This is a genomic window from Pseudomonas sp. CMR5c, assembly GCF_003850545.1.
GTDB lineage: Bacteria > Pseudomonadota > Gammaproteobacteria > Pseudomonadales > Pseudomonadaceae > Aquipseudomonas > Aquipseudomonas piscis.
On record NZ_CP027705.1, the window covers coordinates 350,773 to 368,190 of the forward strand.

At 63.3% G+C, this 17,418-nt stretch carries 17 protein-coding genes and 1 tRNA gene; 11 read left to right on the forward strand and 7 right to left on the reverse strand.

The features are described 5' to 3' along the window. The first annotated feature begins 128 nt into the window (after nucleotides 1–128). The 3 genes from aguB (at nucleotide 129) to C4K40_RS01620 (ending at nucleotide 2,566) form a co-directional block, all read left to right on the forward strand. The gene (aguB, locus tag C4K40_RS01610) at nucleotides 129–1,007 is read left to right on the forward strand and encodes an N-carbamoylputrescine amidase (RefSeq protein ID WP_053132629.1); all 879 of its coding nucleotides are present in this window, start codon (nucleotides 129–131) and stop codon (nucleotides 1,005–1,007) included. A 5-nt stretch (nucleotides 1,008–1,012) separates the two neighbouring features. Continuing rightward, the gene (gene aguA / locus C4K40_RS01615) at nucleotides 1,013–2,119 is read left to right on the forward strand and encodes an agmatine deiminase (RefSeq protein ID WP_053132627.1); all 1,107 of its coding nucleotides are present in this window, start codon (nucleotides 1,013–1,015) and stop codon (nucleotides 2,117–2,119) included. Nucleotides 2,120–2,365: 246 nt separating this feature from the next. After that, nucleotides 2,366–2,566 (forward strand): hypothetical protein, encoded by a 201-nt coding sequence (locus tag C4K40_RS01620; RefSeq protein WP_031319890.1) that lies wholly within the window; start codon nucleotides 2,366–2,368, stop codon nucleotides 2,564–2,566. A gap of 70 nt (nucleotides 2,567–2,636) precedes the next feature. Here C4K40_RS01620 and C4K40_RS01625 read toward each other — a convergent pair whose 3' ends face one another. Beyond that, the gene (locus C4K40_RS01625; RefSeq protein ID WP_053132625.1) at nucleotides 2,637–4,736 is read right to left on the reverse strand and encodes a TonB-dependent siderophore receptor; all 2,100 of its coding nucleotides are present in this window, start codon (nucleotides 4,734–4,736) and stop codon (nucleotides 2,637–2,639) included. Between the two features lie 285 nt (nucleotides 4,737–5,021). On the opposite strand from C4K40_RS01625, the gene C4K40_RS01630 reads away from it, so the two are divergent. From C4K40_RS01630 to C4K40_RS01650, 5 genes are all read left to right on the forward strand, one after another. Then, nucleotides 5,022–5,717, forward strand: a complete 696-nt coding sequence (locus tag C4K40_RS01630; protein WP_053132622.1) for a DsbA family protein — start codon at nucleotides 5,022–5,024, stop codon at nucleotides 5,715–5,717. A gap of 27 nt (nucleotides 5,718–5,744) precedes the next feature. Further along, the gene (locus C4K40_RS01635) at nucleotides 5,745–6,134 is read left to right on the forward strand and encodes a nuclear transport factor 2 family protein (RefSeq protein WP_022638836.1); all 390 of its coding nucleotides are present in this window, start codon (nucleotides 5,745–5,747) and stop codon (nucleotides 6,132–6,134) included. A 238-nt stretch (nucleotides 6,135–6,372) separates the two neighbouring features. After that, nucleotides 6,373–7,659: an OprD family porin gene (locus C4K40_RS01640; RefSeq protein WP_053132620.1), complete on the forward strand. Its 1,287-nt coding sequence runs from the start codon at nucleotides 6,373–6,375 to the stop codon at nucleotides 7,657–7,659. A gap of 158 nt (nucleotides 7,660–7,817) precedes the next feature. Further along, nucleotides 7,818–8,483 (forward strand): hypothetical protein, encoded by a 666-nt coding sequence (locus tag C4K40_RS01645; RefSeq protein WP_256224033.1) that lies wholly within the window; start codon nucleotides 7,818–7,820, stop codon nucleotides 8,481–8,483. A gap of 35 nt (nucleotides 8,484–8,518) precedes the next feature. Next, the gene (locus C4K40_RS01650; RefSeq protein ID WP_256224032.1) at nucleotides 8,519–9,184 is read left to right on the forward strand and encodes a tetratricopeptide repeat protein; all 666 of its coding nucleotides are present in this window, start codon (nucleotides 8,519–8,521) and stop codon (nucleotides 9,182–9,184) included. Between the two features lie 233 nt (nucleotides 9,185–9,417). Here C4K40_RS01650 and C4K40_RS01655 read toward each other — a convergent pair whose 3' ends face one another. The 4 genes from C4K40_RS01655 to C4K40_RS01670 form a co-directional block, all read right to left on the reverse strand. Continuing rightward, nucleotides 9,418–10,548: a lysozyme inhibitor LprI family protein gene (locus tag C4K40_RS01655; protein WP_053132613.1), complete on the reverse strand. Its 1,131-nt coding sequence runs from the start codon at nucleotides 10,546–10,548 to the stop codon at nucleotides 9,418–9,420. Between the two features lie 31 nt (nucleotides 10,549–10,579). Then, on the reverse strand, nucleotides 10,580–10,966 hold the full coding sequence (locus C4K40_RS01660; RefSeq protein WP_022638841.1) for a c-type cytochrome: 387 nt from the start codon (nucleotides 10,964–10,966) through the stop codon (nucleotides 10,580–10,582). Nucleotides 10,967–11,089: 123 nt separating this feature from the next. Continuing rightward, a tRNA-Thr gene (locus C4K40_RS01665) sits at nucleotides 11,090–11,165 on the reverse strand. A 133-nt stretch (nucleotides 11,166–11,298) separates the two neighbouring features. Next, nucleotides 11,299–12,090 carry an SDR family NAD(P)-dependent oxidoreductase gene (locus C4K40_RS01670; RefSeq protein WP_022639205.1) on the reverse strand — a complete coding sequence of 264 codons (792 nt, stop codon included), beginning with the start codon at nucleotides 12,088–12,090 and terminating at the stop codon, nucleotides 11,299–11,301. A gap of 128 nt (nucleotides 12,091–12,218) precedes the next feature. Here C4K40_RS01670 and C4K40_RS01675 point away from each other — a divergent pair, with 128 nt between their 5' ends. The 3 genes from C4K40_RS01675 to C4K40_RS01685 all read left to right on the forward strand — a co-directional run bounded on the left by C4K40_RS01675 (nucleotide 12,219) and on the right by C4K40_RS01685 (nucleotide 14,781). Continuing rightward, a complete protein-coding gene (locus C4K40_RS01675) occupies nucleotides 12,219–13,115 on the forward strand; it encodes a LysR substrate-binding domain-containing protein (protein ID WP_053132611.1) in 897 nt (298 codons plus the stop codon). A 159-nt stretch (nucleotides 13,116–13,274) separates the two neighbouring features. Then, the gene (locus C4K40_RS01680; RefSeq protein WP_053132609.1) at nucleotides 13,275–14,285 is read left to right on the forward strand and encodes an aldo/keto reductase; all 1,011 of its coding nucleotides are present in this window, start codon (nucleotides 13,275–13,277) and stop codon (nucleotides 14,283–14,285) included. Nucleotides 14,286–14,370: 85 nt separating this feature from the next. Continuing rightward, complete coding sequence (locus tag C4K40_RS01685) at nucleotides 14,371–14,781, forward strand: SRPBCC family protein (RefSeq protein ID WP_022639208.1); 411 nt, start codon at nucleotides 14,371–14,373, stop codon at nucleotides 14,779–14,781. A 73-nt stretch (nucleotides 14,782–14,854) separates the two neighbouring features. Here the strand turns inward: C4K40_RS01685 and speB are convergent, their stop codons facing one another. Together speB and C4K40_RS01695 are read right to left on the reverse strand one after the other, a co-directional pair. Continuing rightward, a complete protein-coding gene (speB, locus tag C4K40_RS01690) occupies nucleotides 14,855–15,811 on the reverse strand; it encodes an agmatinase (protein WP_022639209.1) in 957 nt (318 codons plus the stop codon). 28 nt (nucleotides 15,812–15,839) lie between these two features. After that, a complete protein-coding gene (locus C4K40_RS01695) occupies nucleotides 15,840–17,225 on the reverse strand; it encodes a sodium:solute symporter (protein WP_053132607.1) in 1,386 nt (461 codons plus the stop codon). Nucleotides 17,226–17,418: the final 193 nt, after the last annotated feature.

The window sequence follows — 17,418 nt, forward strand, 5'->3', positions numbered from 1 at the left end:
TAAACTGATTTATAGGCTTCTAAAGCCGATTTTTATCGGATATAAAATGGCCGTTATCGGGCCCGCACTGCTGCGTCCTGCCCATTACCGTCGTCATCGACTGCGTCCATTCGTCCAGGAGTTGATCCATGAGCCGTACCGTTACCGTCGCCGCTACCCAGATGGCCTGTTCCTGGGACCTTGAGGCCAACCTCGAAATCGCCGAGAAGCTGGTGCGCGAAGCCGCCGCCAAGGGTGCGCAGATCATCCTGGTCCAGGAGCTGTTCGAGACCCCGTACTTCTGCCAGAAACCCAATCCGAACTATCTGCAACTGGCCACTGCGGCCGAGTCCAATGTGGCCATCGCGCATTTCCAGAAGCTTGCCCGGGAGCTGCAGGTGGTGCTGCCCGTCAGTTTCTTCGAGCTGGCCGGCCGGGCGCGTTTCAACAGCATCGCGATCATCGATGCCGATGGCAGCAACCTTGGGATCTATCGCAAAAGCCATATCCCGGACGGCCCCGGTTACCACGAAAAGTACTACTTCAACCCGGGGGATACCGGCTTCAAGGTATGGAACACCCGCTACGCCAAGATCGGCGTGGGCATCTGCTGGGACCAGTGGTTCCCCGAGTGCGCACGTAGCATGGCCTTGCAGGGGGCAGAGATCCTGTTCTACCCCACCGCCATCGGCAGCGAGCCTCATGATTCGAGCATTTCCTCTCGCGACCACTGGCAGCGGGTGCAACAGGGCCATGCCGGCGCCAACCTGATGCCGCTGGTGGCCAGCAACCGCATCGGCAACGAGGAACAGGACGGCTACGACATCACCTTCTACGGCTCGTCCTTCATCGCCAACCAGTTCGGCGAGAAGGTCCAGGAGCTCAACCAGACCGAAGAAGGTATCCTTGTGCACAGTTTCGACCTCGACGAGCTCGAGCACATCCGCAGCGCCTGGGGCAGTTTCCGTGACCGCCGTCCGAACCTCTATGGCGCCTTGAAAACCCTCGACGGTTCCCTGGAGTCCTGAACACTATGAGTACTTTGCACAGCACGCCGCGCGCCGACGGTTTCTACATGCCGGCCGAGTGGACCCCCCAGACCCAGGCCTGGATGATCTGGCCCGAGCGCCCGGACAACTGGCGCCTGGGCGGTAAGCCGGCCCAGGCGGCCCACGCTGCGGTGGCCAAAGCCATCGCCCGCTTCGAACCTGTGACCGTGGCAGTCTCCGCGGCTCAATATGAAAACGCCCGGGCGCGCCTGGACGTACCCAACATCCGTGTGGTGGAGATGTCCAGCGACGACGCCTGGGTCCGCGACACCGGCCCGACCTTCGTCATCAACGACGCCGGCGAAGTGCGTGGCGTGCACTGGGGCTTCAACTCCTGGGGTGGCTTCGAGGGCGGCCTGTACGCGCCGTGGAACCGCGACGAGCAGGTAGCCAGCAAGGTGCTGGAGATCGAGCGTTGCCAGGAATACCGCACTGAAGGCTTCGTGCTCGAGGGCGGTTCGATCCACGTCGATGGCGAAGGCACCCTGATCACCACCGAGGAATGCCTGCTCAACCACAACCGCAATCCACACCTGTCCCGCGAGCAGATCGAAGCAGTGTTGCGCGATCACCTGGCGGTGGAGCAGATCGTCTGGCTGCCCGATGGCCTGTACAACGACGAGACCGACGGCCATGTGGATAACTTCTGCTGCTACGTGCGCCCGGGTGAAGTGCTGCTGGCCTGGACCGACGACCCACAGGACCCGAACTATCCGCGTTGCCAGGCGGCCATGCAGGTCCTGGAAAACACCCGTGACGCCAAGGGACGCGCCTTCAAGGTGCACAAGATGCCGATTCCCGGCCCGCTGTTCGCCACCGAAGAAGAGTGCGCCGGGGTCGATGTGGTGGCCGGCAGCCAGGAGCGCAACCCATCGGTGCGCCTGGCCGGTTCCTACGTGAACTTCCTGATCGTCAACGGCGGGATCATCGCCCCGAGTTTCGATGATCCGATGGACGCGCCAGCCAAGGCGATCCTGCAGCAATTGTTTCCCGAGCACGAAGTGGTGATGGTGCCTGGGCGCGAACTGTTACTGGGCGGCGGCAATATCCACTGCCTTACCCAACAACAGCCCGCCCCGCACCGGGTTTGAGTGCCGTTGTAACAGAACTTGTCGCCTGTTCGACGGCCTCGACCCCGGGCCTGCCCCGGGGTCTTCCAGCCAGCCCGCGGCCCAGATGGGCCGCGGGCTTTTTCATGGCCGCACATCGGCGCGCCAGGCACATTGGCATAGCTCTTGTATCTGCCTGGTAGTGATTCTGAGACATGTGGAACTCTGATGTTCTGTCATAAACCTTGGATAAGTTAGGCCGCTCAGAAACCGGGAGAGAGCGCTGGAATGAATATGATCAGCGAGCGGGCATCGCATCCCTTGGCAATGAGCAATGAAGCGCTGCAAGTTCTGGTGCAATGGTTGAAATCCAATGGAACGCGTCAGATCAGGGAACCTGATCCGCGCCGGATCATCATTGAGCGTTACCCCGCTGGTTTGCTCAGCGAGGCGGAACTGCAAGCGTTGTGGGACGTGGTGAAAGGATAGAAAGACAAGGATCGTGAAAAAGCGCTGCCGGGATGGCAGCGCTTTTTTTTTCGCTGGTGATCCGGGTGGATCAGAAGCTGTAGGTACCGGTGACCACCAGGCTGCGCGGATCGCCCGGCTGGATCTGGGAAGCGCTGGTGGCGGAGCTGTAGTAGTCGCGGTTGGCGATGTTGTTCAGCGCCGCGCGTACATCCCAGTCCTTGTGCCGGTAGCCGGCCAGGGCATCCCAGCGGCCGTAGCCTGGCAGCACCACGGTGTTGGCGTTGTCGGCGAAACGGTCGCCCACCAGGGTCAGGCCGGTCTCGGCATACCAGCCCAGTTCCGGCTTCCAGGTGACGAACAGGCTGGCATTGCGCTTGGCCACATCATTGATGCGCTTGCCCTCGAAACCGTTGTTGTCCTTGACCACGATGGCGTCCTGCAGGCCGATCCCGCCGCGTAGATACCAGTTGCCGACGATCTTGCCGCTACCGGTCAGTTCGATTCCTCGAGAGCGTTGCAGGCCGGTGAGTAGGACGATGTTGCGGTCCAGAGGGTCGCTGGTACGACGGTTGTAGAGCTCAAGTTCGTATACCGCCAGGGTGGTGCTGAAGCGCTCATCGAACCAATCACTCTTGATCCCGATTTCCTTCTGCCGAGTGAGCTCCGGGCTCAGGTCGTTGCCGTTACCGTTGGCGTTCGGAGTGATGCCGATCAGACCGCCGCCTACCGGGGCGAACGACTTGCTCCACGAAGCGTAGAACGAGTGATGTTCCAGTGGCGTCCAGACCACGCCCAGGCGAGGGCTAACGCTGTGGCTGTCGCGGCTGTCCTTCAGATTGCGCAACTGGTTGGTGGTTTCCACCTCGAAGCGGTCGTAGCGTAGGCCAGCGAGCACTTGCCATTGATCGTCCAAGCGCAACTGGTCTTGGACGTAGAGAGCACGGCTTTCCACCTCGGTGTGGTTGTCGCTCGATACCTGCATGCGACCAGTGTGGCTCTGGTACGGATTGGGATTGTACAGATCCAGTCCCGGTACAGGCTGACTGCCGGGCCCCGTGGGCGCGGCGTTGTATAGCTTGGGATCACGGCGCTGGCTGCCGATCTCCAGTCCGGTGAGCAGGCGATGTTCCAGGCCGAAGGTGTCGAAGCGGCCTTCGAGCTCGGTGTTGTTGAAGATGTTGCGGGTTTTGAGGTCCTGCTGCCAGCGTTGGCGTTGGACCTTGGCGGTCTTGGCGTCGTAGCCGACTTGGTAGGTGTTGTCGAAGTCGCTGTCGAGCTTGAACACACCCAAGGTGTGGCGTAGTTGCCAGTTGTCGCTGAGTTCGTAGGTCAGTTTCGAACGCAGGGATTGAGTCTTGTCGTCGATGTAGTCGCGCTTGTCGCCGTAGGCAGTGCCGCGACCGACATTGGCCGGCCGGCCGTTGAGGCTGGTGATGCCTCGGTCCGGGGTCCGGTCGTAGCGGCTGTATTCGTATTGCACCAGCCAGTTGAGGTCAGGGCTCAACTGCCAGCTCATGGACGGAGCAAAGAGCTTGCGGTTGCCGCTGACACCATCGCGAAAGCTGTTCTTGTCCTCGTTGCCCAGGTTCAGGCGCAGGCTGATGTTGTCCGTCGGGTCGGCGCTGAGATCGGCGTACAGGCTGCGCAGGTCCTGGCTGCCGCCCTGGACTTCGATGCTGGAGCGGCGGCCGGCTTCGGGCAGCTTGCTCACCCGGTTGATGATGCCGCCCTGGCTGCCACGGCCATAGAGCACTGCTGCAGGACCTTTGAGTACTTCGATCCGCTCGATGTTGTGCAGGTCGCGCACGTATTGGCTGTCGTCGCGGACACCATCCAGGTAGAAGTCGTTGCTGGCGTCGAAACCACGGATGCGCACGCTGTCGAAGCGGGTGTCGGCACCGCTGCTGACGTTGGGGATGCCACTCAGGGCGCTGCCCAGGTCGTTGGTGCCGTAATCCCGCAGGTTGGCGGTCTTGACCGTGTCGATGGCCTGGGGCACGTAGCGTGCGGGAGTCGAAGTGCGGGTCGCGGTACTGACTTCCCTGACCCGCGGATCATCGGGGTCGGACTCTGCCTGGGCACGAATGGAAGTCGTCGGCAGGGTGGTACCGGCGGCGCAGGCGAAACCGGCGGCCAGCAGGGTGCAAAGTCCCAGGGACAGGGGAGTGAGGCGGAAATGGGCAGGCATTTTTGTCGCGCATCCGAGAGGGGGTGATTCGGGAAGGCGCGAATGGTAATGGTTGCTATTTGCTTGTGTTAACTATTTGCTAAAACTCTTCCGCTTCTATTGTTTCTAATTATGTCAAAGCTGTAACGGTTCATCTCCTGGCATCCACCTGTCCATTCATGGGCATCTAGCGGCGCGATTCGACCGGATCCTGAAACAGTCTGGAAGGCATTTCGAGGTTTTTCCCCTGGCCTTTGGGGCATAGGCTGCACCTATCGAATTTTCAAGATCCTGCTGGAGCCCCGTATGTCCTCGGCCACCCTTCATTACATTCACGACCCCCTGTGTGGCTGGTGCTATGGCGCCAAGCCACTGGTCCAGGCCGCCCAGGCAGTGCTGCCGGTGGTGGCCCATGGTGGCGGCATGATGACCGGCCGCAACCGCCAGCCGGTATCGCCGCAATTGCGCGACTACGTCATGCCCCATGATCGGCGCATTGCCGAGTACACCGGGCAGCCGTTCGGCGAGGCCTATTTCGAAGGTCTGTTGCGCGATCACACGGCGGTCTTCGACTCGGCGCCGCCGATTGCTGCCGTACTGGCGGCCCAGGCCCTGGCTGGCCGTGGCCTGGAAATGCTCGGTCGGTTGCAAACCGCCCACTACGTGGAGGGGCGGCGGATTGCCGAGCCTGAGGTGCTGCTGGAGTTGGCGCAAACCTTGGGTTTTTCCCGGGAAGCTTTTGCCACGGCTTTCGACCAGGCGCTGGCCCACGAGGTGGACGCACATATAAAGGCCAGCCGGGCACTGCTGTCCGAGGTTGGCGGCCAGGGCTTCCCGACCCTGGCCCTGGAGCGCGACGGGCGCTACCAGTTGCTCGACATCAGCTCCTGGCTGGGCAAGCCCGAGGCCTTCGCCCGATGGCTGCAGGATTCACTGGGCCTGGACAGCGGCGTGCGCGCCGGTGCGCTCCCAACCTGTGGCCTGGACGGTTGCACACCCTGAATTCACCTGAACCCAGTGGAGTCACCCATGGATAACCTTGCGTTGATCAAAAGCACCTACGAAGGCGCCAACTCCCAGGAAAACGCGCGCAACACCGCGGCGGCCCTGGCCCCCGACGCGCGCTGGACCGAAGCGGCGGGCTTTCCCTATGCCGGTACCTACGTCGGTTTCGAAGAAGTGCTGGAGCATGTCTTCAAGCGCCTTGGCAGCGAGTGGCAGGACTTCACCTTCAAGGTCGAGAACTATGTGGCCCAGGGCGACAAGGTCTTCGCCTATGGCAACTACCGGGGCATCTATAATGCCTCGGGCAAACCTATCGATGTGCGGGTAGCCCACCTGTGGACGCTAAAGGACGGCAAGGTGACTCATTTCGAGCAGTTCGTGGACAGTCACAGCGTGCAGCTGGCGATGCTCTAGCCCGCTATTCTTAGAACATTTTCAGCTATTTAAAGACGATTCACGAAATTGACACGTTGTTGAGGGCGCAGATAGGATTCGCCCCAACGCCTGTGGCTAAGAGCCATATTTCAGAATGATAAAAGTCCCGCCACTATCCCATGTCGGCGGGCTTTTTGTTTCGACGGTAGAAGAGCGTTCAAACGCCATAGCCGCACAAGCTCACAGCGCGTCATCAAACCGTAATAAGGAAAATAAAATGTCTAAACAGCGGATCTGCTTGATTGCACTGGGGATTTTGAGCGCTACACAAGCCATGGCCGACGGCCAGGCCGACGCCAAGGGCTTCGTTGAAGACAGCAGCCTGAAAGTGCTGCTGCGCAACGCCTACATCAACCGTGACTACAAAGACGGTAACAAGGACAAGGCTGAGTGGGGCCAAGGCTTCATCGGTACCTTCTCCTCCGGTTTCACCCAGGGCACCGTGGGCGTGGGCGTTGACGCCTTTGGCCTGTACGCACTGCGCCTGGACGGCGGCAAGGGTCGCAGCGGTGCCGGCGGCATCGACTTCTTCAAGCAAGACAACAGCGGCAAGGCCGCCAACGACCTGGCCAAGGCCGGCGCCGCGGTCAAGTTCCGCATTTCCAACACCGTGCTGACCTACGGCGACCAGATGCCGGCCCTGCCGGTACTGAACTACGACAACGCGCGCCTGCTGCCGGAAAGCTACACCGGCACCCTGATCACCTCCAAGGAGATCAAGGGCCTGGAGCTGAACGCCGGTCATTTCAGCGCCGAATCGCGCAAGAGCGACGAAGGTCGTGACAGCGGTGGCCTGAAGTCCATCAACGTCCTGGGTGGTAGCTACCAGTTCACCGAGCAGTTCAAGGGCGCCCTGTACGCTTCCGACGTCGAAGACGTGCTGAAGAAGCAGTACATGAACCTGAACTATGTGTTCCCGCTGGCCACCGACCAGTCCCTGACCCTGGACTTCAACGGCTACCGCACCAAGCTGGACAAGTCCTACGCCAACAAGGCCAAGGCCGGCGGCCAGGACAACAAGATCTGGAGCCTGGCGGCCACCTACGCCACTGGTCCGCACTCCTTCACCCTGGCGCACCAGCGCAGCACCGGCGACAGCCACCTGGGTTATGCCTATGGCGGCTACCAGCGTGATCAAGGTCGCGTGGGCGATGGCGGCAATACCATCTACCTGGCCAACTCCTACTGGTCCGACTTCAACGCCGAAGACGAACGCAGCTGGCAGCTGGGCTACGGCCTGGACTTCGGCGCCTTCGGCGTACCGGGCCTGACCTACAACGTGGCCTATGTACGTGGCGACAACATCACCACCGCGACGTCTTCCGGCGGCAGCGAGCGCGAAATCTTCAACCAGTTCAAGTATGTGGTACAGAGCGGCCCGGCCAAGGACCTGAGCGTGAAGGTTCGCAGTTCGGTCCTGCGCGTATCGCAGAAGTCTTCCGACTACAACGTGGGTGGCAACGAACTGCGCGTATTCGTCGACTACCCGATCAACGTGTTCTGATGAACGCCTGATCACCACCTGGCGACAGGTGGCGCAATGCAAGAAGCCCCGACTGGTTCGGGGCTTTTTCATGCCTATAAGGTCGCGGACGACTTGTGGCCGTTTGATATCGATCTTGCTAAATTCCGTCCCCACTTTCCCCCTCACGGATGATCTTGATGTTCCGTTCCCTGTTGTCCGGCCTGTGCCTGCTGGGTGTCGCCAGCATCGCCCAGGGCCAGCAAGCGACCTCGCCCGAGCAGTTGCTGAGTGATTTCTCCCGCTGCGACGCGCAGTTCTTCCAGAGCCTGAACACCGCCCAACTGCCGGCCGGTACCTTGAGCCTGGCCCAGTACGGCGCGGTCAAGGCACCCCAGGTCATGAACCCGCTGCAGGAAGGCGGTCGCTACCAGCCGTTCGCGCAGCCCTTGGTGGTCAAGGGCGTGCGCCTGGTGGGCTACTACAACGAAGCCATGTCGATGAAGTCGGTGGGCAACATGTTGTTCTGGGGTTTCGTCGCCGAGGGCACGCCCCGGGACGTGGCCGCGCGCCTCAAGCCGCTGCTGGCGGATAACGCCCGCTTGAAGGACGACCGCGGTGCTTTCAGCCGAGTGGAGATTCGCCGGGTCGGCGATCCGATCCTGCAATGGCGGACCCAGGGCCAGGCCGGTGGTGGCGTGGCTACGCCGTTCGGTTTCGTCGAGCGGGTCCTGAGTATCGACAAAGGTATCGACAAGGAGCCGATCGCCGGCCGCACCACGATCTTCTGCAGCTTGCAGGGCACCGTCACCGCGCCGTTGCTGCAAGTCTATCGCCCTGACCTCAACGCCCATCTGCTGGATTGAAAGCCATGCCTTCATCGTCTGTTCGTGGAGCGCTATTGCTCCTGGGATCCGTGCTGCTGACCGGTTGTGCCGGCCTGCAGAGCCAGGACCAGATCAACTATGCCCATTGCCGCATGGTGGGCCAGGCCGCCAAGGCCGAGAAATTCGACGTGGTGCTGCAACAGGCCGACCTGTGCCTGGAGAAGAACCAGTTGCCGCCGGGCATGCAGAGCCTGGTGTACTGGCTCAAGTCCGATGCCTACGCCAGCTTCAAGCGCTATCCGCAAGCGATTGCCGCCAAGGAAAAGTCCATCGCCCTGGAAGGCAAGCCCGATGCCCGCGCGGTGCTGGACCTGAGCCGCCTGTATCGTGAGGCGGGCAACCCGCAAAAATCCCTGGAGCTGGTGCAATCCAACCTCGACGCCAACCTGGGCGAGACGGGCAAGGGCGGCGGCTTCAACATGCCGACCTACTACCATCTGGGCCAGACGCTCTACGACCTGGGGCAATACCGCGAGGCCGCCGAAGCCTACAGCACCGGCCTGCTACGCCAGCCAGACTATGCCTGGGCCTTCTATCACCGCGGTCTTGCCTACGACAAACTGGGCCTGACCGACGATGCCCGCAGCGACTTCAGCAAGTTCGCCAAGCTGGTGAACCAGAAGTACGTCGAGCCCCAGCACCAGGCCAAGCTGGTTCAGTACAAGATCAGCCTGCCCTGAGGCAGATGCGGGTCGCACCATGAAACAGCTCGCCTGGCGCAGTGCCGTTCACCTGAATCCAGGTGATTCCTGTAGGAGCAGCCGGTCGACACTCGATCGCTTGCGATGGTCGGGTAGCGGTGGTTTACGGAGTAAACGCAGTGCCCTGAAGCCCATCGCGGGCAAGCCTCGCTCCTGCCAGTGCCTTGACTGATCGGCATGGGCGAGGCTTGTTCATGGCCTGGCACTTGCCCTCAGTCGTCGTACTTGAAGGCGAACTTCAGCTGGTCCCCTTCCAGGTAGACCACCGCCTCGCGGCCATGCAGGTCGACCGGGCGTGCCGAGACGGCATCATGCTCGGGCACGATCTTGAACAAGGTCTTGTACTGCGTGTCGACTCGCCAGATGCAGGCCCGCGGCCCTTCGTTGTCGAAGTACATGATCGGGCGGGTAGCGCTCCAGGTCGGGTTGACGATGCTCCAGCCCTCCTCGGTGTCGTTGTGCGCGGTGACATTCTCGCTGTAGGTATTGTGGCTCTGCTGGTCGTAGTCCAGGGACAGGCTGTAGTTATCCACATTCAAGTCCTGGCCCACCCGCGCCCGGGCATGGCGCAGGGTATTGGAGGGCGTCTGGTACGACTTCAGGCTGGCCTCGGGCGCGCTGCGTGAACCCAGGCGGTAGGTCATGCTTTGCTGCAAGTCGCCACCGATACGCTGGCGGTAGTACAGCAACCCACCGTCGAACCCGGCGAAGCGCAGGCCCTGGTCGTTGTTGCCCTGGGCGGCCCAGCCGGTGAAGGCGATGTCCCGGGCGATGGGGTACAGGCCCGGCTGGTCATCGGCATATTCATACAGGGTCCCGACAAAGCCGCCTTGCTCCTGCTGGTACAGGCCGGTGAACAGCACCACGCGCAACACGCCATCGATCACCTGGGCGTCGACGATCTGCTTGTCGCCCCGAGGCGCTACGGCAGGGAAGGAAGCCAGTGGGAAGCGCTGCCAGTGCTCGGCTTCATCCAGACGGTACTGGCGCGTCGGGTCCATGGGCAGCAACTGGTTCTTGCCCGGGGCCGGGGGGATCGGCAGCGGCGCGAGCATCTTCAACTGGGCGCGGTAGGCCCCCTCCAGGCAGTCGTCCGAGGTACAGGTATCGCGAACCTCGCGCAGCCAGCGCACTTGCAGCAGGCGAAACACCTGCAGGTGCTTGAGTCCGTTGTAGCGACGATTCAATTCATCGTCCTGGGCGGAGAGCTTCGGCGCGTTGCAAACCGCCTTCTCGACCGAGGTCGAGGCCTTGGCACAGTCGAAACCAGCGGCGCCCGCTTGCGGCGCGAGCACGGCCAGGGCCAGGCCGGCGGTCGCCAGGGACAGCAGGGAAAGCTTCATCGAAACATCCTTGTAGGGAAGCGAAACGGAATCAGGGATTGGGGAAGGTCTGTAGATAGGCCAGCAGGTTGTCGATTTTTTCTTCGTCGCTCAAGCCCCAGAAAATCATCCGGGTGCCGGGCACCACGCCCTTGGGATCTTGCAGGTACTGGGTGAGCTTGTCCCGGGTCCAGACGATGCCCGAGGACTTCATCGCCGTCGAATACTGGTAGTCCTGGGCGCTGCCGGCCGGGCGGTCGATGATGCCGTTGAGCTCTGGCCCGAACGAACTGCGCACCGAAGGCCCGATATTGTGGCAACCACTGCACAAGCGCTTGAACAACTTGGCGCCGGTTTCGGCATCGCCGGCCACAGCCGGGGCGCTGAACAGCATGGAGTGGAGCAACAGGGCGAGGATGGATGCAGCGATGGGTTTCATGTTGTGCCTGGGTAGCGCTGGAATCGGCGGCTATTGGAGCACGAAGCGTGTCTGGATGGGGAGCTTGGAGCAGATGCCAGAAACGACAAAGCCCTCGCATCGCTGCGAGGGCTTCGTTTTATATGGTGCCGGCACCAGGAGTCGAACCCGGGACCTACTGATTACAAGTCAGTTGCTCTACCAACTGAGCTATACCGGCGTGTTAGGGCGACGATTATAGCGATTGGCGGGGTTCTGTAAACCCCTGAAAACTGACTATTTTTGCCCGGGCCTCGGCGCCGGGTGGCCCCGCAACCTGTGGTGGTTGCGGGCTAGGCGCCTGGTGTGGCGACTCAAATCGCCAGGCTGTCCACTACGCCGCCGTCCACGCGCAGGGCCGCGCCGGTGGTGGCCGAGGAGAATGGCGAGGCGATGTAGGTCACCAGGGAGGCCACTTCCTCGACTTCGGCCACGCGCTGGATGATCGAGCTGGGGCGCTCGCGGCGCACGAAGGCGTCGGCTTCTTCCCGCGGGCTGCGGCCGGACTGGCGCACCGCGTCGGCCACCAGGTTGGCCACGCCTTCGGTGAAGGTCGGGCCCGGCAGGATCGCATTCACGGTCACGCCGGTGCCGGCCAGGCGCTTGGCCAGGCCATGGGAGACGGCCAGGTTGGCGGCCTTGGTGACGCCGTAGTTGATCATCTGCGCCGGGATGGCGACGCCCGATTCCGAGGACAGGAAGATCACCCGGCCCCAGCCGCGCTCGACCATCCCCGGGGTGTAGTGGCGGGATAGGCGCACGCCGGAGAGCACGTTGATTTCGTAGAAATCCATCCATTGCTGGTCGTCGGTGTCGAAGAAGTCGACATCGTTGTAGATGCCCAGGTTGTTCACCAGGATGTCGGCCTGGGGCTCGGCGGCGAACAGGATATCGGCGCCGGCCGCGGTACCGAGGTCAGCGACTACGCCACGGGCGCTGCCGTTGCTGGCGTGGATGCCGGCGACGGCTTCTGCCACCGAGGCCGCGTTGCGGCCGACGATGACCACACTGGCGCCGGAGGCCGCCAGGCTACGGGCGATGCCCAGGCCGATACCGCCGGTGGAGCCACTGATAATGGCGGTCTTGCCGCCCAGATCGATTTGCATGTTCGGATTCCTCATCTTGGGGGGCACAAGACCTGTGCCGGTGATCGATTCGAGATGGCGCCATCCTATTGAACGCCAGTAAGATCGTATATGACTTAATTGGTCATACTTGAGTCCCTGAGGGTCATATGCTGGATCTTAGACAATTGCGTTATTTCGTTGCCGTCGCCGAAGTCGAGCACGTCGGCAAGGCGGCCGGGCAACTGCACATCTCCCAATCGCCGCTGAGCCGGCAGATCGCCCAGCTGGAAGAGCGCCTCGGCCTGCAACTGTTCGAGCGTAGCCAACAACGCCTGCGCCTGACGTCCGACGGTCGCACCTTCCTCCACGAAGCCCGGGCCCTGCTCAAGCATGCCGAGCGCCTGGAGTCCCTGGGCCGGCGCCTGGGACGTGGCGAGACGGGTGGGTTGTGCATCGGCTACGTCAGCCATGCGATCCATGCCGGGGTGCTGCCAGGTGCCTTGCGCCATGTGCGCGAGGAGCGCCCGGGTATCCATATCGCGCTGTACAACCTGTCGGCCCAGGAGCAGTTCGAAGGGCTGCGCCAACGCAGCCTGGACATCGCCCTGGTCTGCGAACCGCCGGCCACCGACGATCCGGAGCTTTTGGCCGCCCGGGTGTTCGACGACCCGTTGCGCCTGGCCTTGCCCCTGGGGCATCCCTTGGCGGACAAGCCCAGCATCGAGCCGGCCGATCTGCACGAGCAGGACTGGATCATGGTCGAAGGCCAGTTGCAGCCCAGCCGGCGCGAGCGCTTCCTGGCCAGTTGCGTGGCCGCGGGCTTCACCCCGCAGATCCGCCTGGAAGCCGCCGAACCGCTGAGCGCCCTGGGCCTGGTATCCGCCGGCCTGGGCCTGGCGCTGATCCAGCAGAGCATCAATGGTGAAGGCAATCCGAACGTGGTCTTGCGTGAACTGCCCTGGTTGCAGCAGAGCACCGGCCTGTGGGCGGCCTGGCACCGTGTCGACCTGCGGCCGATAGTCGGGGATTTCCGCGAGATGGTGCTGGCAGGGGCGGCAAGCTGAAATTGAAGGGACCTGGATGGGGGCGGGAAGCGGTCCTAGAGCGATTTGACCTGTTTGGTCTTAAGTCTGTCGAATTATGACTTGGACGGTCTCGATTGGCTGGTTTTAGGATGCGCTCACTGGAGTTCACAAGCGACTCCCCCCAACCAGGAGCAATCCATGAGCCTCAAATCCTTGATCCCAACCCGCCTAGGTTTCGGCAGCGCCCCACTGGGCAACATGTTCCGCGCCGTATCCGCCGAAGAAGTACAGTCCACCGTCGATGCCGCCTGGAACAACGGCGTGCGTTACTTCGACACCGCGCCCTTCTACGGTGCCGGCCTCTCCGAAAGCCGCCTGGGTGCCGCACTGGCCAAGCGCCCACGCAACGAATACGTACTGAGCAGCAAGGTCGGCCGCATCATCCTCGACGAACTGGAAGACCCTGCCGCCCGTGAACTGGGTGAGAAGAGCGGCCTGTTCGAACACGGCAACCGCAACCGCATAGTCAACGACTACAGCGCCGATGCCACCCTGCGTTCCATCGAAGACAGCCTCAAGCGCATGGGCACCGACCATCTGGACATCGTCTGGATCCACGACATCGCCCAGGACTTCTACGGCGACGAATGGCTGACCCAGTTCGAAATCGCCCGTACCGGCGCCTTCCGCGTGCTTTCCCGCCTGCGTGAAGAAGGCGTGATCAAGGCCTGGGGCCTGGGCGTCAACCGCGTCGAGCCGATCGAACTGACCCTGGACCTGGACGAACCACGTCCCGATGGCTTCCTGCTGGCCGGCCGCTACTCGCTGCTGGACCACGACCGCGCTCTGCAACGGGTCATGCCGCAAGCGCTGGAGCAAGGTGTCGGCATCGTCGTCGGCGGTCCGTACAGCTCGGGTGTCACCGCCGGTGGCGAGCACTTCGAGTACCAGAAGGCCAACCAGCAAGTGCTGGCCAAGCTGGAGCGCATCCGCGCCGTGGCCCGTGCCCACGATGTGGACGTCAAGGCCGCTGCCCTGCAGTTCGCCCTGGCCCATCCGGCGGTGGTCTCGGTGATCCCCGGTTCGACCCGCCCACTGCACGCCAATGAAGATCACGCCGCCATGAGCGCGGTGATCCCGGCCGCCTTCTGGCAGAACCTGCGCGAGCAGGGCCTGATCAACCCAGTGGCGCCTGTTCCAGCCCAGTGATCCTACCCGCGCGGGGCCGCCTGGCGGCCCTGTCGCAAGCGTTTACGACCTTATTGAAGGGGCTGTAGCCCCAGGAGAAATCATCATGGCCCAGGCCAAAGCTTCCATCGAACTGAACATCGACGCTGCGCGCGTCTGGCAACTGATCGGCGGTTTCGACTCGCTGCCCGACTGGCTGCCCTTCATCCCCCAGAGCGCCCTGAGCGAAGGCGGCCGGGTCCGCAGCCTCAAGAGCGCCGAAGGCGACACCATCATCGAGCGCCTGCTGGACTTCAACGAAGCCGGTCGCAGCTACAGCTACACCATCCTCCAGGGGCCAGCCCCCGTGCGCGACTACCAGTCGACCCTGCGCGTGGTAGAGAACGGCAAGGGCTCGCGTGTCGAGTGGTCCGGCTCGTTCGTGCCAGCCGGCATCAGCGACGAACAAGCCATCGAGCTGTTCACCACCATCTACGCCGATGGCCTGGCAGCGCTCAAGCAAGCCCTGCAAGGTTGATCGCGGCACCCAAGGCGCCTTGCCCGGCGGCGATCACTCGTCGCCGGGCAAGGCGCTTTTTCATGGGCGCGTTTCAACCCCGATTCGCCACCGACTCGGCCAGGATGCACAGCAGCTCGAACATCAGGGTCGCGCCGGCCAGGGCGGTGGCGCCGCCGAGGTCGAAGGGCGGCGAGACTTCCACCACGTCGGCGCCCACCAGGTTCAGGCCGCGCAGGCCGCGGATCAGCTGCTGGGCCTGCAGGGTGGTCATGCCGCCGATTTCCGGGGTGCCGGTGCCGGGGGCGAAGGCCGGGTCGAGCACATCGATGTCGAAGCTGATGTAGGTCGGCTCAGCGCCCACCACGCGCCGGGCTTCGGCCAGGGTCGCCTCGACGCCCAGGTCGGCGAATTCCTCCATGTGGATCACGCGGATCCCGCAGTCCTTGGCGAAGTCTTCGTCGTCGGCCGAGTAGATCGAGCCGCGGATGCCGATCTGCACCGTGCGCCTGGGGTCCAGCAGGCCCTCTTCGATGGCCCGGCGAAAGGGCGTGCCGTGGGTGTAGAGGTTGTCGCCGAAGTAGCGGTCGTTGGTATCGGAATGGGCATCGAAGTGCACCATGCCGATCGGCCGCTGGCGGGCCAGGGCCCGGAAGATCGGCAGGGTCACCAGGTGATCGCCACCCACCGACAGCGGCACCGCGCCGGCCTGGTGCAGCTGGCTGAAGAAACCCTCGATCTGTTTCAACGAGTCCAACAGGTCGATGGGGTTGACCGGGGCATCGCCCAGGTCGCCGACCCGCACCAGGTCATAGGGGGCGATGCGGCTGACGTGGTGCACCTTGCGCATCAGGCTCGACTGGTTGCGCACCTCGCGCGGGCCATGACGGGCCCCGGCGCGGTTGGTGGTGCCGCCATCCCAGGGCACCCCCACCAGGGCGATCTGCACCTGCGCCGGGTCGTCGAACAGCGGCAGGCGCATGAAGCTTGGAATACCGGCGAAGCGCGGGACCAGGGCAGCGTCTATCGGCTGCGGGAAAGACTGGGACATGGGCGATTCCTCGTTGTGGATTCAGGGATCAATCGGCGGTGCTGCGCAGGGCTGGTGCCGGCTGGCTCACCAGGCTAACGGCGACGAAGGTCAGCAGGCTGACGCCCAGGCCGTAGTAGATCGGGGTGTTGGCCAGGATGCCGTCGCGAGCCATGCAGCCGATCACCGTCAGGCCGCCGCTGACCATGCAGGCGATGGCCCCGGCAGCCGAGGCCCGGCGCCACAGCAAGGCGCCGATGATCGGCACCAGCAGGCTACCCACCAGCAGGTTGTAGGCGATGCTCAGGCCGGCGATCACGTCGTTGACCAGGCAGGCCATCAGCAGCATCGCCACCCCCAGGCCGAGGGTGATCCAGCGGCTGCTGGCCAGGTGGTTTTCCCGGCCGCGGGTCAGGAAGCGGCTGTAGATGTCTTCCTTGAGCACCGTGGCCGAGGCCAGCAGGCAGGCACTGGCGGTGGACATGATGGCGGCCAGGGCCGCCGCCACCACCAGCCCGCGCAGTCCGGCCGGCAATACGTTGCGGGTGACTTCGGCGAAGGCGTTCTCGGCCACCGAGAGGTCCGGTAGCAGCAGCTTGGCAGCGGCCCCCACCAGGGCACAGGCGGCGCCATAGAACATGCAGTAGACCCCGGCGCCGAGGCCGGCGTAGCGCACCACCCGTTCGCTGCGGGCGGTGAACAATCGCTGCCAGATGTCCTGGCCGATCAGCGCGCCGAAGAAGTACAGCAGGAAGTAGGCGAGGATGGTGTCCAGGCCGATGTTGCCCCACTCGAAGAATCCCGCCGGCAACCTCGCCTGCATGGCTTCGAGGCCGCCGGCTTGGCCGATGCTCATGGGCAGCAGGACGCAGAAGATGCCCAGGGTCATGATCACGAACTGGATGATGTCGGTGAGGGTCAGCGACCACATGCCGCCGATCACCGAGTAGAAGATCACCAGCGCGCCGCCGCAGAGAATCGCCGGGATGCGCGGGATGTCGAACACCACCTCGGTGATCGAGCCGATGGCGATGGTCGCGGTGACCGCCACCATCAGGTCGTAGGCCACCATCACGCAGCCGCCGATCAGGCGCGACGACGCCTGGTACCTTTGTTCGAGGATCTGGGTCACGGTGAACACCCGCAGCTGGGCGATCTGCCGGGACAGCACCAGGCTCAGGACGATGATCCCCAGGCCGAGCATGAACACCAGCCACAACCCGGAGATTCCGTAGCTGTAGCCCAGGCGTACCGAGCCGATGGTGGAGGCGCCGCCGAGCATCACCGCCGACAGGGTGCCCAGGTACAGCGCCGGGCCCAGGCGTCGCCCGGCCACCAGGAAATCGTCCTGGTTGCGTACTTTGCGCATGCCCCACCAGCCAAGGCCGGCCATCAGCAGGACGTAGACCAACATGACCGCATAATCGAGTGCCATAACGGGTGCTCCCTGGTTGTTCTTGTTGTGCAGGCAGGTGAGCGCAGGGTAGATCGTGGATTGGCCGGGATACATCCCGGCAGGCGCAAGCTGGCTTGTGTTTTCACGCAAGTGGCCCGGTGGCGTGGTTTTGCCCGGGCCGCCATGAAGTCTGCGCCATTCCTGCCGATAGCCTGCCCGGGCCACGAGGCGC

Bases quoted from the DNA above. Each gene is read 5' to 3' on its own strand.
- aguB (WP_053132629.1), top strand. From the start codon at position 129: ATGAGCCGTACCGTTACCGTCGCCGCTACCCAGATGGCCTGTTCCTGG.
- aguA (WP_053132627.1), top strand. From the start codon at position 1,013: ATGAGTACTTTGCACAGCACGCCGCGCGCCGACGGTTTCTACATGCCG.
- C4K40_RS01620 (WP_031319890.1), top strand. From the start codon at position 2,366: ATGAATATGATCAGCGAGCGGGCATCGCATCCCTTGGCAATGAGCAAT.
- C4K40_RS01625 (WP_053132625.1), bottom strand. From the start codon at position 4,736: ATGCCTGCCCATTTCCGCCTCACTCCCCTGTCCCTGGGACTTTGCACC.
- C4K40_RS01630 (WP_053132622.1), top strand. From the start codon at position 5,022: ATGTCCTCGGCCACCCTTCATTACATTCACGACCCCCTGTGTGGCTGG.
- C4K40_RS01635 (WP_022638836.1), top strand. From the start codon at position 5,745: ATGGATAACCTTGCGTTGATCAAAAGCACCTACGAAGGCGCCAACTCC.
- C4K40_RS01640 (WP_053132620.1), top strand. From the start codon at position 6,373: ATGTCTAAACAGCGGATCTGCTTGATTGCACTGGGGATTTTGAGCGCT.
- C4K40_RS01645 (WP_256224033.1), top strand. From the start codon at position 7,818: ATGTTCCGTTCCCTGTTGTCCGGCCTGTGCCTGCTGGGTGTCGCCAGC.
- C4K40_RS01655 (WP_053132613.1), bottom strand. From the start codon at position 10,548: ATGAAGCTTTCCCTGCTGTCCCTGGCGACCGCCGGCCTGGCCCTGGCC.
- C4K40_RS01660 (WP_022638841.1), bottom strand. From the start codon at position 10,966: ATGAAACCCATCGCTGCATCCATCCTCGCCCTGTTGCTCCACTCCATG.
- C4K40_RS01670 (WP_022639205.1), bottom strand. From the start codon at position 12,090: ATGCAAATCGATCTGGGCGGCAAGACCGCCATTATCAGTGGCTCCACC.
- C4K40_RS01675 (WP_053132611.1), top strand. From the start codon at position 12,219: ATGCTGGATCTTAGACAATTGCGTTATTTCGTTGCCGTCGCCGAAGTC.
- C4K40_RS01680 (WP_053132609.1), top strand. From the start codon at position 13,275: ATGAGCCTCAAATCCTTGATCCCAACCCGCCTAGGTTTCGGCAGCGCC.
- C4K40_RS01685 (WP_022639208.1), top strand. From the start codon at position 14,371: ATGGCCCAGGCCAAAGCTTCCATCGAACTGAACATCGACGCTGCGCGC.
- speB (WP_022639209.1), bottom strand. From the start codon at position 15,811: ATGTCCCAGTCTTTCCCGCAGCCGATAGACGCTGCCCTGGTCCCGCGC.
- C4K40_RS01695 (WP_053132607.1), bottom strand. From the start codon at position 17,225: ATGGCACTCGATTATGCGGTCATGTTGGTCTACGTCCTGCTGATGGCC.